Here is a 14,537-nt window from a genome sequence, read left to right as displayed (position 1 = left end):
CGCGGAATGGCCGAGCGGCCGCCCGCAAGCCTACACACGCCGGGCAGGGCAGGGATTTGCCGGGCATCACAACGTGCGTGCGCGCATGGACGCAGGGGCGCCATGCTGCACTGCGCCATGTCTCGTCGACTTTGGTCGAACACCAGCGGACCACGCGGGGGCCGAGCGCTTACACTCGGATTTCGATGCCCGAGTTGCCGGGCGATGACGGGGCGCGCGTGATTCCAGGCTGGATCCTGCTGCTGGTGTCGCTGGGCTATGTCGGCGTGCTGTTCGCCGTCGCCTACGCCGGCGACCTGCGCGGCGCGATCCCGCGCTGGCGCTGGCTGCGCCCGCTGATCTATTCGCTGGCGCTCGCGGTCTACTGCTCGTCGTGGACCTTCTACGGCGCCGTCGGCACCGCCGCGCGCACCGGCCTGGGTTTCCTGCCCATCTACCTCGGCCCGCTGCTGCTGCTGTTGTTCGCGTGGCGCATCCTCGAACGACTGGTGCTGATCTCGGGCGAGCAGCGCATCGTCTCGATCGCGGATTTCCTGTCCTCGCGCTATGGCCGCGCACCGGGTCTCGCCGCGCTGGTCGCCTTCGTCGCGCTGATCGCCGCCGTGCCGTACGTGGCGTTGCAGTTCAAGGCGGTCGCGATGAGCGTCGAAGTGCTGGCGCCGGGCAGCGACCAGCAGCTGATCGGCGATCCCGCGCTGTACGTCGCGCTGCTGCTCTCCGCGTTCGCGATCCTGTTCGGCACGCGGCAGATCGACGCCACCGAGCACCATCGCGGCATGGTCATGGCCGTCGCGCTGGAATCGCTGGTCAAGCTGGTCGCCTTCATCGCGATCGGCGTGTTCGCACTGCTGCACCTGCCCGGTGTCGGTGGCCTGGGCGATCGCATGATCGACGCCGCGCGCGTGGTCACCGCGCCGGGCCTGCCGAAGGGCATGCTCGCGCAGACGCTGATCGCCTTCGCCGCCATCGTCTGCCTGCCGCGCCAGTTCCACGTGGCGGTGGTCGAATGCCAGGACGCCGCCGACATACGCCAGGCCCGCTGGCTGTTCGGTGGCTACCTCGTGCTGTTCAGTGCGTTCGTGGTGCCGATCACCATCGCCGGTCAATCGGTGCTCGGTGCCGGCGGCGCATCGCCGGACACCTACGTCCTCGCATTGCCGCTGGCGCTGGACCAGGATGCCCTCGCGCTGATGGCCTACATCGGCGGATTCTCCGCCGCGACCGGCATGGTGATCGTGGCCAGCGTCGCGTTGGCCACGATGGTCGGCAACGACCTGATCATGCCCCTCCTGCTGCGCAACGGCGCGCTCGCCGGCCACGTGCTGAAGGATCGCGGCGGCATCGATCGCCTCGTGCTGTGGGTGCGTCGCGCCACCATCCTCGCGCTCGCGCTGATGGCCTATGCCTACCATCGCGCCGCCGAAGGCAGCGACAGCCTGGCGCAGCACGGTCTGCTCGCGTTCGCCGCGGTCGCGCAGTTCGCGCCTGCCCTGCTCGGTGGCCTGTACTGGCGCGGTGCGAGCCGCTCCGGTGCGTTCACCGGTCTGGTGCTCGGCGCGCTGCTGTGGGCGTACACGCTGCTGCTGCCTGCACTGGCGCAGGGCAGCGGCCATGGCGCGGACTGGATTGCGCATGGTCCGTTCGGCATCGGCTGGCTGCGCCCGCAGCAGTTGTTCGGCCTCAGCGGCTGGGACCCGCTCACGCACGGCGTGTTCTGGTCGCTGCTGTTCAACATCGGCGCGCTGTTCTTCGTGTCCGCACGCTGGCGTCCGCGCCTGCAGGAACAGCTGCTGGCCGCAAGCTATCTCGACCCCTACGCGCAGCGTTCGCCGCTGGCGCCCGGCGGCTGGGCCGGCACGGTGCGCAGCGGCGAACTGCTCGCGCTGGCCGAGCGCATCGTCGGCGAACGTCATGCGCGCCGCGCCTTCGCCGAGTTCGCCGAATCCACCGAACGTCGCGAACTCCAGCCGCAGCAGCTCGCCGATCGCGCACTGGTGCAGTTCACCGAACGCCTGCTCGCCTCGGCGATCGGCGCGGCCTCGGCGCGGCTCACCCTGACCAGCGCGCTGCGTGGCTCGGGCATGGAGCTGGGCGAAGTGGTGTCGCTGCTCGACGAAGCCAGCCAGGAACTGCGCTTCAACCGCCAGGTGCTGTCGACCACGCTGGAGAACATCAGCCAGGGCGTGAGCGTGGTCGATCCCGACCTGCGCCTGATCGCCTGGAACGGCCGCTACCAGGAGATGCTCGGCTATCCCGACGGCATGCTCTACGTCGGCCGGCCGATCGCCGATCTGATCCGCTACAGCGCCGAGCATGCGGAAACCAGCGAAGATGGACCGAATGCGCAGTCCGTGGAGGAGCAGGTGGCGCGCCGCCTCGCGCACCTGCGCGCGGGCCATCCCTACGTGTTCCAGCGCATGCGCCCGAACGGGCAGGTGATCGAGATGCGCGGCCAGCCGCTGCCCGGCGGCGGCTACGTGACCAGCTTCAGCGACATCACCGACTACAAGCGCGCCGAGCAGCAGCTGCGCGAGATCAACGAAACCCTCGAACAGCGTGTCGAACTGCGCACGCGGGAAGCCGAAGCCGCGCAGCAGTCGAAAACCCGCTTCCTCGCTGCCGTGAGCCACGACGTGCTGCAGCCGCTCAACGCCGCGCGCCTGTTCGCCTCCGCGCTGCGCGAGACGACGGATGCCGACGAGCGCACGCGCCTGGCCGAGCGTGTCGACACCGCGCTGCGCGCCGCCGAAGACCTGCTCGATGGCCTGCTCGACGTGTCGCGCCTCGACGCCGGCGCGCTGCAGCCCGAATACAGCCGCTTCGACGCCGGCGAACTGCTGCGCGAACTCGCCGCGCAGTACGCGCCCAGCGCCGAAGGCCGCAAGCTCGCGCTGCGCGTGCATGCGCGCGGCGACGCGATCGTGCGCAGCGACCGCCGCCTGCTGCGTCGCGCGCTGCAGAACTTCCTCGCCAATGCATTGCGCTATACCCGCGAAGGCGGCGTGCTGCTCGCGTTGCGCGAACGCGGCGAGGATATCGAGCTTCAGGTCTGGGACACCGGACCCGGCATTCCACAACATCACCTCACGCAGATCTTCGAGGAGTTCCGTCGCTTCGACCAGCCTGGTGTCGGCGGCGAGCGCGGGCTGGGCCTCGGCCTGTCGATCTGCCAGCGCATCGCGCGCATCCTCGGCCATCCGCTGCGCGTGCATTCGCGCGTCGGTCGCGGCAGCCTGTTCTCGATCCGCGTGCCGCGCGCAGAGCGTGTCGCCGCAGGCACCGGGTCGTCAGCAGCGCTTCCGCCTGTCACGACTTTCGCCGCAGACGATCTCGCCGATCTGCGCGTGCTCTGCGTCGACAACGATCCCGAGATCCTCGACGGCATGCGCGCATTGCTCGGTCGCTGGCGTGCGATCCCGCTCACCGCGACCACCGTCGACGACGCCATCGCCCGTCTCGACGATGCGCCCGACGTGCTGCTCGTCGACTACCACCTGCACGACAGACTGGATGGCCTCGGCGTCATCGCCGAACTGCGCCGCCGCGCGAAACGCGACCTTCCTGCCGCCCTGCTTACCGGTGACGGCAGCGACGCCCTCAAGCATGCCGCCCGCGACTACGGCTGCGTCGTACTGACCAAGCCGATCAAGCCCGCATCGCTGCGGGCGTGGCTCGGCTCGCGTGGCTGAGCGACGACGTTGACGTTGCGTTGGGCGAACTCCAGACTTCACCCCATGCATGCCGCCACCGGAGTCTCCATGAAGCTGCTGACGTTTGTCGCTCTCACCTTCCTTGCGCTGTCCGTCAGCGCGCAGGATCCGCAGCTTTCGCCGAATGCGCCGCAGGACAGGCCGATCACTGCGGAAGCGGACCAGCTGGCCGCCTTCGAGGCAGCCATCGCGCCCCACGTCGCGGAAGCAAAGCGCACCTATCCGGAAGCCAGGCGGAAATTCATCGCGGGTCTGCCGAAAGGACAGTCGTTCTTCATCACGACCCGCCTCCGTGACGGCACCGGCGCCTTCGAGCAGGTGTTCATCGCGGTCCGCAGCATCGAAGAGGGCGAAATCCGTGGAAAGATCTGGAGCGATATCAATACGGTCCGTGGCTATCGCTTCGGCGATGAACATCGATTCCCGGAGTCGGACATGATCGACTGGTTGATCACCCATCCCGACGGTTCCGAGGAAGGCAATTTCGTCGGCAAGTTCCTCGATGCCTATCGTGGTGACTGATCGAACGACACCCGCATGCGCATCCCTCGGCGATGCGCATGCATCGATGCGGCGGCCGGTGGAAAGGTGATGGCAGGCAGAAAGACGTCGCAGGATGGTGGGTCAGGGCGCATCAACGTCCTGTTCGTCTGCAGCCGCAACCAGTGGCGAAGTCCGACTGCGGAACGTATCTTCAGGCGGCATCCGCTGATGTCGACGCGATCGGCGGGCACGAGTCCGAACGCGCGCCGCAGGATCAGCGAAGACGATCTGCGCTGGGCGGATGTGCTGATGGTGATGGAGCACAAGCATCGCGATCGCATCGTCGCTGCGTTCCCGGACCTCGCCGAACTTCTCCTCATCCACGTGCTCGACATTCCGGATGAATACCGCGAGATGGATCCGGAACTGGTGGAGCTTCTGACGCTTGTCGTGCCGACCCTGTTGCATCAGGAGTGACGGGTCGCATCGCAATGGGTGATGCGATGCATCGCGAAAATGCCTGAAAAAACAGCTTGACATGCGAATGAGTGCTCTCTAGCATCCGTCGCCATGAATATTCGCTGCACTCGACTAGCCACCTTGCTGACCCTGCTTCGCGCGGGACCGGTGGCGTGCGTGTAGAGAACGAGGCGATGCTCGCCCGTCTTCGAAACCCCCTCGGCCCTGCCGCAGGGGGTTTTTCTTTTTCCGCGCCCAGGTGACGCAACTGGAAGACGTGCCGGTCTCAGAAGCCGGTGGTTGTGGGTTCGAGTCCCACCCTGGGCACCAGTGTTGTCGACGTCGCGCATGCGAGCGCTTGCGTGTGCGCGCGCGTCGGAAAAAAAAGCCCGGATGGCGCAATTGGCAGACGCGTCGGATCGAGATTCCGGTGGTTGCGGGTTCGAGTCCCGCTCCGGGCACCAATCGCATGACGTCCGCGTCCGTGGACGCAACGGCGTGCATGCTTGACGACATCCCTTCGCCCGGGTGACGCAATCGGTAGACGTGCCGGTCTCAAAAACCGGAGGGTGTGGGTTCGAGTCCCACCCCGGGCACCAGCAACGAGAGGAGAACGTGTGGTGAAGATGTACATCCTGATCCGCGACGATGTGCCGCTGGGCCTTGCCATGGTCGCGGCTGCGCATGCGTCGCTGGCCGGCTACCTGAAATTCCGCGACACGCCCGAGGTCGCGGCCTGGCTGGACGGGCCGTTCCGCAAGGCCGTGTGCAAGGTCGACGCGCGGGAGTTCGAACGGGCGCGTGAGGTCGAGGATCATCTCGTGCTGACCGAGTCCGCGCTGGATGGACGCGAGGTCGCGCTGGTCTTCAAGCCGCGCGAGACGTGGCCGAAGATGTTCGGATACCTGCGCTTGTATCGCGACGCACAGGTGCCGCATGCTCTGCGCGACGAATCGACGACGGAATGAAGAGATGCCCCACACCGACACCGCCTTCGTGCACTGCCCCTACTGCGGCGAGGAGATCGAGATCGTGGTCGACGGATCGGTCGACCACCAGCAGTACGTCGAGGACTGCAGCGTGTGCTGTCGCCCGATCGTGTTGACGGTGACCGCCGAGGATGGCGAGGTCACGGACGTGGATGCGCGCGGCGAGAACGACTGAGGCTCAGTCGTCTTCCGGCGGCGGCATCACCGCTTCGGGATCGATCGCCAGCTTCCCGGCGATCAGCACGGCCTGGGTGCGGTTGCTGGCGCCCAGCTTGCGCAGGATCGCGGTCATGTGCGCCTTGATCGTGGCTTCGGAGACGCCCAGTTCGTAGGCGATCTGCTTGTTGAGCAGGCCGTCGCCGAGCATTTGCAGTACGCGGAACTGCTGTGGCGTGAGTTCGCGCACGCGCTGTGCGGCGTCGTGTTCGTCGGCCGCAGCGGCCGGCGCCTTGAGTGCGGCTGGGGGCGCCCAGCGGTCACCTGCGAGCACCGCATCGATGGCTTCGCCCAGCGTTCCGGCATCCGCCGACTTGGGCAGGAAGCCGACCGCGCCGTGGTCCAGCGCGCGACGCATCACCACAGGTTCCTCGCGTGCCGACACCACCATCACCGGCAGCTGCGGATGATGCGCGCGCAGGTGCACCAGTGCACTGAAACCGTGCGCGCCCGGCATGTTCAGATCGAGCAGCAGCAGGTCCGCTTGAGACTCGCGTTCCACCAGTGCGTAGAGCGCATCCACGCCGTCGGCTTCGCGCAGTGTCGCGCCCGGCACCGCCCGCATCACCGCGCTGCGCAGGGCCTCGCGGAACAGCGGATGGTCATCGGCGACAAGGATGGTAGGCATGGTGGGATGGTCTTATTTCACCAGCCGCTCGTCCACCAGCGACTTCACCACGGAAGGATCGGCCAGGGTCGAGGTGTCGCCGAGCTGGTCGGGCGCGTTCTCGGCGATCTTGCGCAGGATGCGGCGCATGATCTTGCCGGAGCGGGTCTTGGGCAGGCCCGGTGCCCACTGCACGAAGTCGGGCGTGGCGATCGGTCCGATCTCCTTGCGCACGTGCGCGACCAGCGCCTTGCGCAGGTCTTCGGTCGGCGCCTCGCCGGCGACGAGGGTGACGTAGGCGTAGATGCCCTGGCCCTTGATGTCGTGGTTGAAGCCGACCACGGCCGCTTCGGCGACCAGTGGATGCGAGACCAGTGCGCTTTCGACTTCGGCGGTGCCGATGCGGTGGCCGCTGACGTTGATCACGTCGTCGACGCGGCCGGTGATCCAGTAATAGCCATCCTCGTCGCGACGGCAGCCGTCGCCGGTGAAATACATGCCGGGATAGGTCTTGAAATAGGTCTCGATGAAACGTGCGTGGTCGCCGTAGACGGTGCGCATCTGACCGGGCCACGAGTCGAGCAGGACGAGGTTGCCTTCGGTGGCGCCGTCCAGGATCGCGCCGTTGGCGTCGACCAGCGCGGGCTGCACGCCGAAGAAGGGGATGGTCGCCGAACCGGGCTTGAGATCGGTCGCACCAGGCAGCGGCGAGATGAGGATGCCGCCGGTCTCGGTCTGCCACCAGGTGTCGACGATCGGGCAGCGGCTGTCGCCGACCACCTCGTGGTACCAGCGCCAGGCTTCCGGGTTGATCGGCTCGCCGACGCTGCCGAGCAGGCGCAGCGAGGCGCGCGAGGTCTTCTTCACCGGCGCTTCGCCTTCGCGCATCAGCGCGCGGATCGCGGTCGGTGCGGTGTAGAAGATGGTGACCTGGTGCTTGTCGATCACCTCCCAGAAGCGCGAGACGTTCGGGTAGTTCGGCACGCCTTCGAACACGATGCCGGTGCCGCCGTTGGCGAGCGGGCCGTAGGCGACGTAGCTGTGGCCTGTCACCCAGCCGACATCGGCGGTGCACCAGAACACGTCGTCTTCGCGCAGGTCGAACACGCTCTCGTGCGTGTAGCTCGCCCAGACCAGGTAGCCGGCGGTGGTGTGCAGCACGCCCTTGGGCTTGCCGGTGCTGCCGGAGGTGTAGAGGATGAACAGCGGATCCTCGGCGTTCATGCGTTCCGGCTCGCATTCCGCAGGTTGGTCGTCGACGACCGCGTCGTACCAGCGGTCGCGCGGCATCTGCATGTCGACCGCGCCACCGGTGTGGCGTACCACCAGCACGGTCTCGACCGAGTTCGTGCCCGGCATCTTCAGCGCCGCGTCCACGTTCGCCTTCAGCGGCACGGTCTTGCCGCCGCGCAGGCCTTCGTCGGCGGTGATGACCAGCTTGCTGGTGCAGTCGGCGATGCGGTCGGCGATGGAATTCGGCGAGAAGCCGCCGAAAACCACGGAATGGATCGCGCCGATGCGCGCGCAGGCCTGGATCGCGACCACGGCATCCGGGGTCATCGGCAGGTAGATGGTGACGCGGTCGCCCTTCTTCACGCCGAGGTTGCGCAGCGCGTTGGCGAGCTTGCAGACGCGCGCATGCAGTTCGCGATAGCTGATGCGCTGCGCGGGCTTCGCCGGGTCGTCCGGTTCGAAGATCAGCGCGGTCTTGTCGCCGCGCGCGGCGAGGTGGCGGTCGAGGCAGTTCACGCTGACGTTGAGGACGCCGTCCTCGAACCAGCGGATGCGGAAATCCTCGAGCGCGTAGCTGACGTCCCTGGTCTTCGTCGGCGGCACGAACCAGTCCAGGCGCTGCGCGACTCGCGCCCAGTACGCGTCGGGGTCGGCGAGCGCGGCGGCGTAGTCGCGCTCGTAATCCTCACGGCGGATGCGCGCGGTCGCCGCGAAGGCATCGGGAACGGGATACACCGCAGCGGCGGTGGGTTCGGACTGCGACATGGCGGGCTCCGCGACGAAGGCGAACGGGATGGCCACAGTGTGCCGCAATGCAGCACATCCTGCGCGATCGCGGGCTTAGACCATGGTCGAATCGGGACCGTCGAAGGTGCCGGATTCGACCATCGGCGAATGGCCGCCGGGTGACGGGGCGCGCAGGCTGCATGCACGGTGCATTGCACGTGCCCTCGGGAGGGGCCCATGAACCACAGCACGCAACCGCGACGACTGCTGGCTCTGTCGCTGGCGCTGGCGGTGCTCGCGCCCGGCGCGGCGCTGGCGCAGTCCGCGACGGAAAAGGAGGCGCAGCTCGAAGCCCGCGTCGCCGAACTCGAAAGGATGGTGCAGCAGCTCGTCGCGCAACAGCAGCAGACCCAGCAGACGGTCGCGCAGGTGCAGAGCGCACAGGCATCGCCCGCACCGGCGGCAGACGGCAAGCCGAAGATCCAGTCAACACCCATCCTGCCCGGTGCCAACCCGGGCACGCGCTTCAGCTACGGCGGATTCGTGAAGCTCGATGCGATGGTCACCGACACCACCGACGGCGAAATCCCCGACGGCAGCGTCGGTCGCATGTTCTACGTGCCTTCAGCCATTCCGGTCGGCGGCGCGAACGAAGGCCAGGACACCGACATGGGCGCGCAGTTCTCGCGCTTCTGGTTCGGCGCCGACAGCGACCTGGAGAGCGGCGCGAAGCTCAAGGCCTACCTCGAATTCGACCTGTTCGGCGGCGGCAGCATCACCGGCAACGAAGTCTCCACGAACACCTATGGCGTGACCGTGCGCCATGCCTATGTCAGCTGGACGCAGCCGAGTGGCGCGCAGTGGCTGGCGGGCGAGACCTGGTCGAACTTCCAGGATGTCGCGTCGCTGCCGGATTCGGTCGACTTCATCGGTCCGACCGAAGGCTCGATCTTCGTGCGCCAGGCCCAGCTGCGCTACAGCAAGGGGCCGTGGTCGTTCTCGGTCGAGAACCCCGAAACCACGGTGACGCCGTATCGCGGCACCGGCGCGCGCATCAGCAGCGACGACAACCTGATGCCCGACATCACCGCGCGCTGGCAGAAAAAGGGCGACTGGGGCCACGTCTCGGTCGCGGGCATGGTCCGCCAGTTCAGCTACGAGAACCCGGCGTCAGGCATCGACGACAACCGCGTCGGCGGCGCACTCAGCGTGTCCGGCAAGTTCAACCTCGGCAAGCAGGACGACATCCGTTACATGGCCAGCTACGGTCGCGGCATCGGTCGCTACCTCGGCCTGGGCGTCGCCAGCGACACCGTGCTCGACGCGCGCGGCGAGCTCGAACCGATCGATGGCTACGGCGCGTTCGCCGCGTGGCGCCATGCGTTCTCGCCGAAGCTGCGAACGAACCTGTTCTACTCGATGGCGCACTACGACAACGATCCGGCGCTGACCGGATGGATCGCCACCGAGCGCGTGCAGTCCTTCCACGCCAACCTGATCTACTCGCCGCTGCCGAAGCTCGACATCGGCGCCGAACTGATCTGGGGCCGGCGCTCGCTCGAAAACGACGCGGAAGGCGATCTGCGCCGTCTGCACACGCACGTCAAATACAGTTTCTGACCCGGAGGGAACGGACCATGTCCAGTGTCACCGCATCACCCGCCGCTCCCGCCCAGGGCGCACTCACCAAGGGCCACAAGAAGGTCATCTTCGCGTCGAGCCTCGGCACGGTCTTCGAGTGGTACGACTTCTATCTCTACGGCTCGCTCGCCGCGCTGATCGGCAAGCACTTCTTCAGCGGCCTCAACGAGACCAGCCAGTTCATCTTCGCCCTGCTCGCCTTCGCCGCCGGCTTCGCCGTGCGTCCGTTCGGCGCGCTCGTGTTCGGTCGCCTCGGCGACATGGTCGGCCGCAAGTACACCTTCCTCGTCACCATCGTGCTGATGGGTTTCTCCACGTTCCTCGTCGGTGTGCTGCCGGGGTACGAGACCATCGGCATCGCGGCGCCGATCATCCTCATCACCCTGCGCCTGGCCCAGGGTCTGGCGCTCGGCGGCGAGTACGGCGGTGCGGCGACCTACGTCGCCGAGCATGCGCCGAACGGCAAGCGCGGCCTGTACACCAGCTTCATCCAGACCACCGCGACGCTGGGCCTGTTCCTGTCGCTGCTGGTGATCTGGGCCTGCCGCAACTACCTGGGCAAGGAAGCGTTCGAAGAGTGGGGCTGGCGCATTCCCTTCATCGTTTCGGTGCTGCTGCTCGGCGTGTCGGTGTGGATCCGCATGCAGCTGCACGAGTCGCCGCTGTTCAAGCAGATGAAGGAAGAGGGCAAGCAGTCGAAGGCGCCGCTCACCGAGAGCTTCCTGAGCAAGAACGGCAAGATCGTGCTGCTCGCGCTGCTCGGTGCCACCGCCGGCCAGGCCGTGGTCTGGTACACCGGCCAGTTCTACGCCTTGTTCTTCCTGACCAAGACGCTGTCGGTGGATCCCAACACCGCCGACCTCATGATCGCGATCGCGCTGGCCATCGCCACCATCGGTTTCGTGGTGTTCGGCTGGTTGTCGGACAAGATCGGCCGCAAGAAGATCATCATGGTCGGCTGCCTGCTCGCCGCGTTGACCTACTTCCCGGTGTTCAAGGCGCTCACGCACTACGCCAATCCCGCGCTCGAAGACGCGGTCAGGAATTCTCCGGCCGTGGTCCACGCCGACCGTTCGCGCTGCGCGCTGCAGTTCGACCCGGTGGGCAAGAAGACCTTCAAGCAGTCCTGCGACATCATCACCTCGGCGCTGGCGAAGAAGGGCATCCCGTACATCATCCAGGACGCGCCGGCCGGTTCGCTCGCACGGCTTAGCCTGGGTGGCGCATCGCTCGACAGCTTCGAAGGCGAGGCGCTCGACAAGGATGCGTTCAAGGCGAAACAGGAAGCCTTCGGAAAGGCGCTCGGCGAGGCGCTCACCGCTGCCGGTTACCCGGCGAAGGCCGACGACGCGCGCATGAACAAGCCGATGGTGATCCTGCTGCTCACCTACCTGGTGACGCTCGTGGCCATGGTCTACGGCCCGATCGCGGCGTGGCTGGTGGAACTGTTCCCCACGCGCATCCGCTACACCTCGATGTCGCTGCCGTACCACATCGGCAACGGCTGGTTCGGCGGCTTCCTGCCCTTCATCGCCTTCACGATCGTGGCCGCCACCGGCAACATCTACAGCGGCCTGTGGTATCCGATCATCGTCGCGGTGCTGACCGCCATCATCGGCTCGCTGTTCCTGCGCGAGACCAAGGACGTCGACATCACGCAGTAAGCGCAGACACCGCGTCACCCGTGCAACGACGACGCCGGCGCAAGCCGGCGTTTTCGTGCGGGTTCTTGATGGGGGCGCAAATCCCCCCGCCATCGCTGCGCGATGTCGACCCCCTTTTGCAAAGGGGGCAAGCACGATGCGCTGTCTGCATGTCTGCATGTCTGCATGTCTGCATGTCTGCATGTCTGCATCAGCACATGCCGTGTCCAGCTTGGTGCAGAACATGGTCTGCGACCACGCTTTATCATGCCGGTATCGCCACAAGCCCACTTTGCGAGGGGGCGGCGAGCCGCGCAGCGGTTCGCGGGGGATTTGCTTTTCGTGCGCCGGTTACTCTTCCGCCGGCGTCCGCCCGACCAGCTTCGCCGCGATGATCCCGACCTCGTACAGCAGGCACATCGGGATCGCGAGCATCAGCTGCGAGATCACGTCGGGCGGGGTGACCACGGCTGCGATCACGAAGATGCCGACGATCGCGTAGCCACGCCATTCGGCCAACTGCTTCGGCGTGACCCAGCCCAGCAGCACGAGGATCACCAGCGCGACCGGCAGCTCGAAACTCAGGCCGAAGGCGAGGAACAGCACCACGACGAAGTCGAGATAGCTCGCCGGGTCCGGCGCCAGCTTCACCACGTCCGGCGCGAAATGCACCAGGAAGCCGAACACGCCCTTGAGCACCAGGAAGTAGGCGAAGGCGCAGCCGCCGTAGAACAGCAGCAGCGCGGACACCAGGATCGGCAGGGCCAGGCGCTTCTCGCGCTTGTACAGGCCGGGCGCGACGAAGGCCCAAGCTTGGTACAGCAGCCACGGCATCGAGGCGAACAGCGCGACGAAGAACGCCAGCTTCACCGGCGCCATGAAGCCCGACATCACGTCGCGGGCGATCAATTCGCTGCCCTTGGGCAGCACCGCCAGCAGCGGCGCGACCAGCCAGGTGAACAGCGTGTCGGAAAAGGGAATGAGGGCGAGGAACACCACGAGCAGCACCGCGACGCCGCGGATGAGGCGGGCGCGCAGTTCGATCAGGTGGCTCATGAGGCTGCTGCCGTCGCCGTCCAGGTCAGCCTCGGCCATCGCGGTCTCCCTGTGGGGTGTCGTCGGCGGGTGCTGCGGGCGTCGGCGAGGGCAGTGCCGAAGGCGGTTCCGGCACTGCCGTCTGCGCGTCGCTGTCGGCGACGGCGGCCGCGATGTCCGGGTCGTGCCCGGCCATCTGCGCCTGCATGCGCTCGAACTCGCGCCGCGCCAGGGCTTCGGTGTCGCGCACCTGGCTTTCGATGTCCTTCGCCGCTTCGCGGGTCTCGCGCAGGCTGCGCTGCAGTTCCTCGGCCGCGAGTTCGCGCTCCAGTTCGCCCTTCACGGAATACCACTGCGCGCGGGCGCGGCGCACCCACAGCCCGGCGAAACGCGCGGCCTTGGGCAGGCGCTCGGGGCCGAGCACGATCAGGGCGACGAGCCCGATCAGCAACAGTTCGGAGATTCCGACGTCGAACATGCGTATCGGCCGGACTTGCGTCCGGCCGGAATCGATCGGATCAGCGGGCGACGTTGTCGTCGTTGCGCTGGGATTCGCTCGAACCCTCGCGCTTGGACTGGTCGCTGAGCTGGGCGGGCTTGTCGTCGTCGCCGCTCACGCCCTTCTTGAATTCGTTGACGGCCTTGCCGAGGTCCTTGGCTCCGCTGGTGAGGCGCTTGGTGCCGAACACCAGCACCACGATGACCAGCACGATGAGCCAGTGCCAGATGCTGAAGCTACCCATGGCGGTTACCACTGCGTGAGAGAGGGGCGATCAGGATACCGCAGTCCCCATGACGGGCGTGTTTGGTCCCGCCGGGTGAAGGGTGGTTCTGCCGCAGGCGTCACGGTGGCCGCAGGGGACACCGGCGACGCCGCACCCGGTCACGGCGTGTCCGGCAGCGGCTCGACCTTGGCCGGGTTCTCGACCGTCTCGAAGGCCTGGGGCTGGGCCTGCGGCTGCGTAGCCGGGGCGGCGTCCGCTGCGGGCACCGCCGTGGCTGCCACGTCGGTCGGTGCGGTGTCCTGGCGGGCGGCGCGCGCTGTGGCGCTGGCGTCGGCCAGGCGCTGGCGGAAATCGACGATCGCCTGCGACGGCAGCTCCGGGGCGCGGTCCTCGAAGATCATTCGCGGCGTGGTGTCGCGGCCGTAGACGGCGGCATTGGCCTCGTCGTCGATCGATAGCACCGCGCCGTCGAGCGACACCCCGGCGAACAGGCCGCGTGCCCGCGACCAGGACCAGATCTCGGCCTTCATCTGGCCATCGGTGGCGGCGGCGGCGTTGCGACCCATCGGGCCTGCGGCCACGCCGGCATCGGCGCCGAGGGTGAACTTGCCGTTGACGATCGAATCCAGGCCGCGCTCGCTGCGGAACACCAGCACCACGTCGGCCGACTGCACGCCGACCTGCAGGCCGATGCTGCCGCCGGTGAGGGTGACGAAGCTGGGGTTCGACCAGCCGCCATCGGCGGTGCGCACCGCAAGCACGCCGCGACCGCGACGGCCGCCGACCACCAGGCCGGCCTTGATCGTGTCGGGGATGATCACGATCGCCTTCGCCTCGTCGAGCAGCTTCTCGGGGATCGACGACTCCGGGATCGCCTGGATCTCGGTCAGCACGCGCAGGGCGTTGCCGGCGCGCGCGTCCTCGGTGGGGCCGGCATGGGCGGCAGGTGTGGCGAGGGCAGCGGCCAGGACCAGCGGGAGGGCGAGGGACAGGGCGGAGCGACGGGGGGTATGCATGGGCGGACATCGATGGCCTGCGGGATGGCCGGAGCCTACCGCCCGCGCGATGAA

13 protein-coding genes and 3 tRNA genes are annotated in these 14,537 nt (G+C 67.4%); 10 read left to right on the top strand and 6 right to left on the bottom strand.

Annotated elements, in window-relative coordinates:
• Positions 1 to 218 precede the first annotated feature (218 nt).
• The 8 genes from ACFQ0E_RS03940 (at position 219) to ACFQ0E_RS03905 (ending at position 5,816) form a co-directional block, all read left to right on the top strand.
• Positions 219 to 3,689, top strand: coding sequence for a hybrid sensor histidine kinase/response regulator (locus ACFQ0E_RS03940; RefSeq protein WP_386824017.1), 3,471 nt, complete (start codon positions 219 to 221; stop codon positions 3,687 to 3,689).
• Between the two features lie 69 nt (positions 3,690 to 3,758).
• Positions 3,759 to 4,232, top strand: coding sequence for a hypothetical protein (locus ACFQ0E_RS03935; RefSeq protein WP_386822388.1), 474 nt, complete (start codon positions 3,759 to 3,761; stop codon positions 4,230 to 4,232).
• A 189-nt stretch (positions 4,233 to 4,421) separates the two neighbouring features.
• A complete protein-coding gene (locus ACFQ0E_RS03930; RefSeq protein ID WP_386822387.1) occupies positions 4,422 to 4,670 on the top strand; it encodes a phosphotyrosine protein phosphatase in 249 nt (82 codons plus the stop codon).
• Positions 4,671 to 4,905: 235 nt separating this feature from the next.
• Positions 4,906 to 4,982: transfer RNA gene (locus ACFQ0E_RS03925), tRNA-Leu, on the top strand.
• Positions 4,983 to 5,039: 57 nt separating this feature from the next.
• A tRNA-Leu gene (locus ACFQ0E_RS03920) sits at positions 5,040 to 5,116 on the top strand.
• 58 nt (positions 5,117 to 5,174) lie between these two features.
• A tRNA-Leu gene (locus ACFQ0E_RS03915) sits at positions 5,175 to 5,251 on the top strand.
• A 21-nt stretch (positions 5,252 to 5,272) separates the two neighbouring features.
• Positions 5,273 to 5,620 carry a peptidyl-tRNA hydrolase gene (locus tag ACFQ0E_RS03910; protein WP_386822386.1) on the top strand — a complete coding sequence of 116 codons (348 nt, stop codon included), beginning with the start codon at positions 5,273 to 5,275 and terminating at the stop codon, positions 5,618 to 5,620.
• A gap of 4 nt (positions 5,621 to 5,624) precedes the next feature.
• Positions 5,625 to 5,816 (top strand): CPXCG motif-containing cysteine-rich protein, encoded by a 192-nt coding sequence (locus ACFQ0E_RS03905; RefSeq protein ID WP_386822385.1) that lies wholly within the window; start codon positions 5,625 to 5,627, stop codon positions 5,814 to 5,816.
• A 3-nt stretch (positions 5,817 to 5,819) separates the two neighbouring features.
• Here the strand turns inward: ACFQ0E_RS03905 and ACFQ0E_RS03900 are convergent, their stop codons facing one another.
• Positions 5,820 to 6,485, bottom strand: coding sequence for a response regulator transcription factor (locus ACFQ0E_RS03900; protein ID WP_386822384.1), 666 nt, complete (start codon positions 6,483 to 6,485; stop codon positions 5,820 to 5,822).
• A 12-nt stretch (positions 6,486 to 6,497) separates the two neighbouring features.
• Positions 6,498 to 8,462: an acetate--CoA ligase gene (acs, locus tag ACFQ0E_RS03895; RefSeq protein WP_386822383.1), complete on the bottom strand. Its 1,965-nt coding sequence runs from the start codon at positions 8,460 to 8,462 to the stop codon at positions 6,498 to 6,500.
• Between the two features lie 198 nt (positions 8,463 to 8,660).
• On the opposite strand from acs, the gene ACFQ0E_RS03890 reads away from it, so the two are divergent.
• Both ACFQ0E_RS03890 and ACFQ0E_RS03885 read left to right on the top strand, forming a co-directional pair.
• Entirely contained in the window at positions 8,661 to 10,043 is a 1,383-nt protein-coding gene (locus tag ACFQ0E_RS03890) for a DcaP family trimeric outer membrane transporter (protein ID WP_386822382.1), read from the top strand.
• A 17-nt stretch (positions 10,044 to 10,060) separates the two neighbouring features.
• Entirely contained in the window at positions 10,061 to 11,728 is a 1,668-nt protein-coding gene (locus tag ACFQ0E_RS03885) for an MFS transporter (protein WP_386822381.1), read from the top strand.
• Between the two features lie 330 nt (positions 11,729 to 12,058).
• Here ACFQ0E_RS03885 and tatC read toward each other — a convergent pair whose 3' ends face one another.
• The 4 genes from tatC to ACFQ0E_RS03865 all read right to left on the bottom strand — a co-directional run bounded on the left by tatC (position 12,059) and on the right by ACFQ0E_RS03865 (position 14,483).
• Positions 12,059 to 12,802: a twin-arginine translocase subunit TatC gene (gene tatC / locus ACFQ0E_RS03880; RefSeq protein ID WP_386822380.1), complete on the bottom strand. Its 744-nt coding sequence runs from the start codon at positions 12,800 to 12,802 to the stop codon at positions 12,059 to 12,061.
• Complete coding sequence (gene tatB, locus ACFQ0E_RS03875) at positions 12,789 to 13,220, bottom strand: Sec-independent protein translocase protein TatB (RefSeq protein ID WP_386822379.1); 432 nt, start codon at positions 13,218 to 13,220, stop codon at positions 12,789 to 12,791. Before tatB ends, tatC begins: the two co-directional genes overlap by 14 nt.
• 40 nt (positions 13,221 to 13,260) lie before the next feature.
• The gene (gene tatA / locus ACFQ0E_RS03870; RefSeq protein WP_386822378.1) at positions 13,261 to 13,485 is read right to left on the bottom strand and encodes a Sec-independent protein translocase subunit TatA; all 225 of its coding nucleotides are present in this window, start codon (positions 13,483 to 13,485) and stop codon (positions 13,261 to 13,263) included.
• Positions 13,486 to 13,625: 140 nt separating this feature from the next.
• Complete coding sequence (locus tag ACFQ0E_RS03865) at positions 13,626 to 14,483, bottom strand: lipid-binding SYLF domain-containing protein (RefSeq protein WP_386822377.1); 858 nt, start codon at positions 14,481 to 14,483, stop codon at positions 13,626 to 13,628.
• Positions 14,484 to 14,537 lie beyond the last annotated feature (54 nt).

Source organism: Lysobacter brunescens (assembly GCF_042677005.1).
Classification (GTDB): Bacteria; Pseudomonadota; Gammaproteobacteria; order Xanthomonadales; family Xanthomonadaceae; genus Lysobacter_I; species Lysobacter_I brunescens.
This window is presented reverse-complemented; position numbering and strand designations above follow the sequence as displayed.

What these genes read in the sequence shown, in the direction of transcription:
- acs (WP_386822383.1), bottom strand. Translation starts at nt 8,462, where the DNA reads ATGTCGCAGTCCGAACCCACCGCCGCTGCGGTGTATCCCGTTCCCGAT.
- tatB (WP_386822379.1), bottom strand. Translation starts at nt 13,220, where the DNA reads ATGTTCGACGTCGGAATCTCCGAACTGTTGCTGATCGGGCTCGTCGCC.
- ACFQ0E_RS03865 (WP_386822377.1), bottom strand. Translation starts at nt 14,483, where the DNA reads ATGCATACCCCCCGTCGCTCCGCCCTGTCCCTCGCCCTCCCGCTGGTC.
- ACFQ0E_RS03900 (WP_386822384.1), bottom strand. Translation starts at nt 6,485, where the DNA reads ATGCCTACCATCCTTGTCGCCGATGACCATCCGCTGTTCCGCGAGGCC.
- ACFQ0E_RS03885 (WP_386822381.1), top strand. Translation starts at nt 10,061, where the DNA reads ATGTCCAGTGTCACCGCATCACCCGCCGCTCCCGCCCAGGGCGCACTC.
- ACFQ0E_RS03905 (WP_386822385.1), top strand. Translation starts at nt 5,625, where the DNA reads ATGCCCCACACCGACACCGCCTTCGTGCACTGCCCCTACTGCGGCGAG.
- ACFQ0E_RS03890 (WP_386822382.1), top strand. Translation starts at nt 8,661, where the DNA reads ATGAACCACAGCACGCAACCGCGACGACTGCTGGCTCTGTCGCTGGCG.
- ACFQ0E_RS03930 (WP_386822387.1), top strand. Translation starts at nt 4,422, where the DNA reads ATGTCGACGCGATCGGCGGGCACGAGTCCGAACGCGCGCCGCAGGATC.
- tatC (WP_386822380.1), bottom strand. Translation starts at nt 12,802, where the DNA reads ATGGCCGAGGCTGACCTGGACGGCGACGGCAGCAGCCTCATGAGCCAC.
- tatA (WP_386822378.1), bottom strand. Translation starts at nt 13,485, where the DNA reads ATGGGTAGCTTCAGCATCTGGCACTGGCTCATCGTGCTGGTCATCGTG.
- ACFQ0E_RS03935 (WP_386822388.1), top strand. Translation starts at nt 3,759, where the DNA reads ATGAAGCTGCTGACGTTTGTCGCTCTCACCTTCCTTGCGCTGTCCGTC.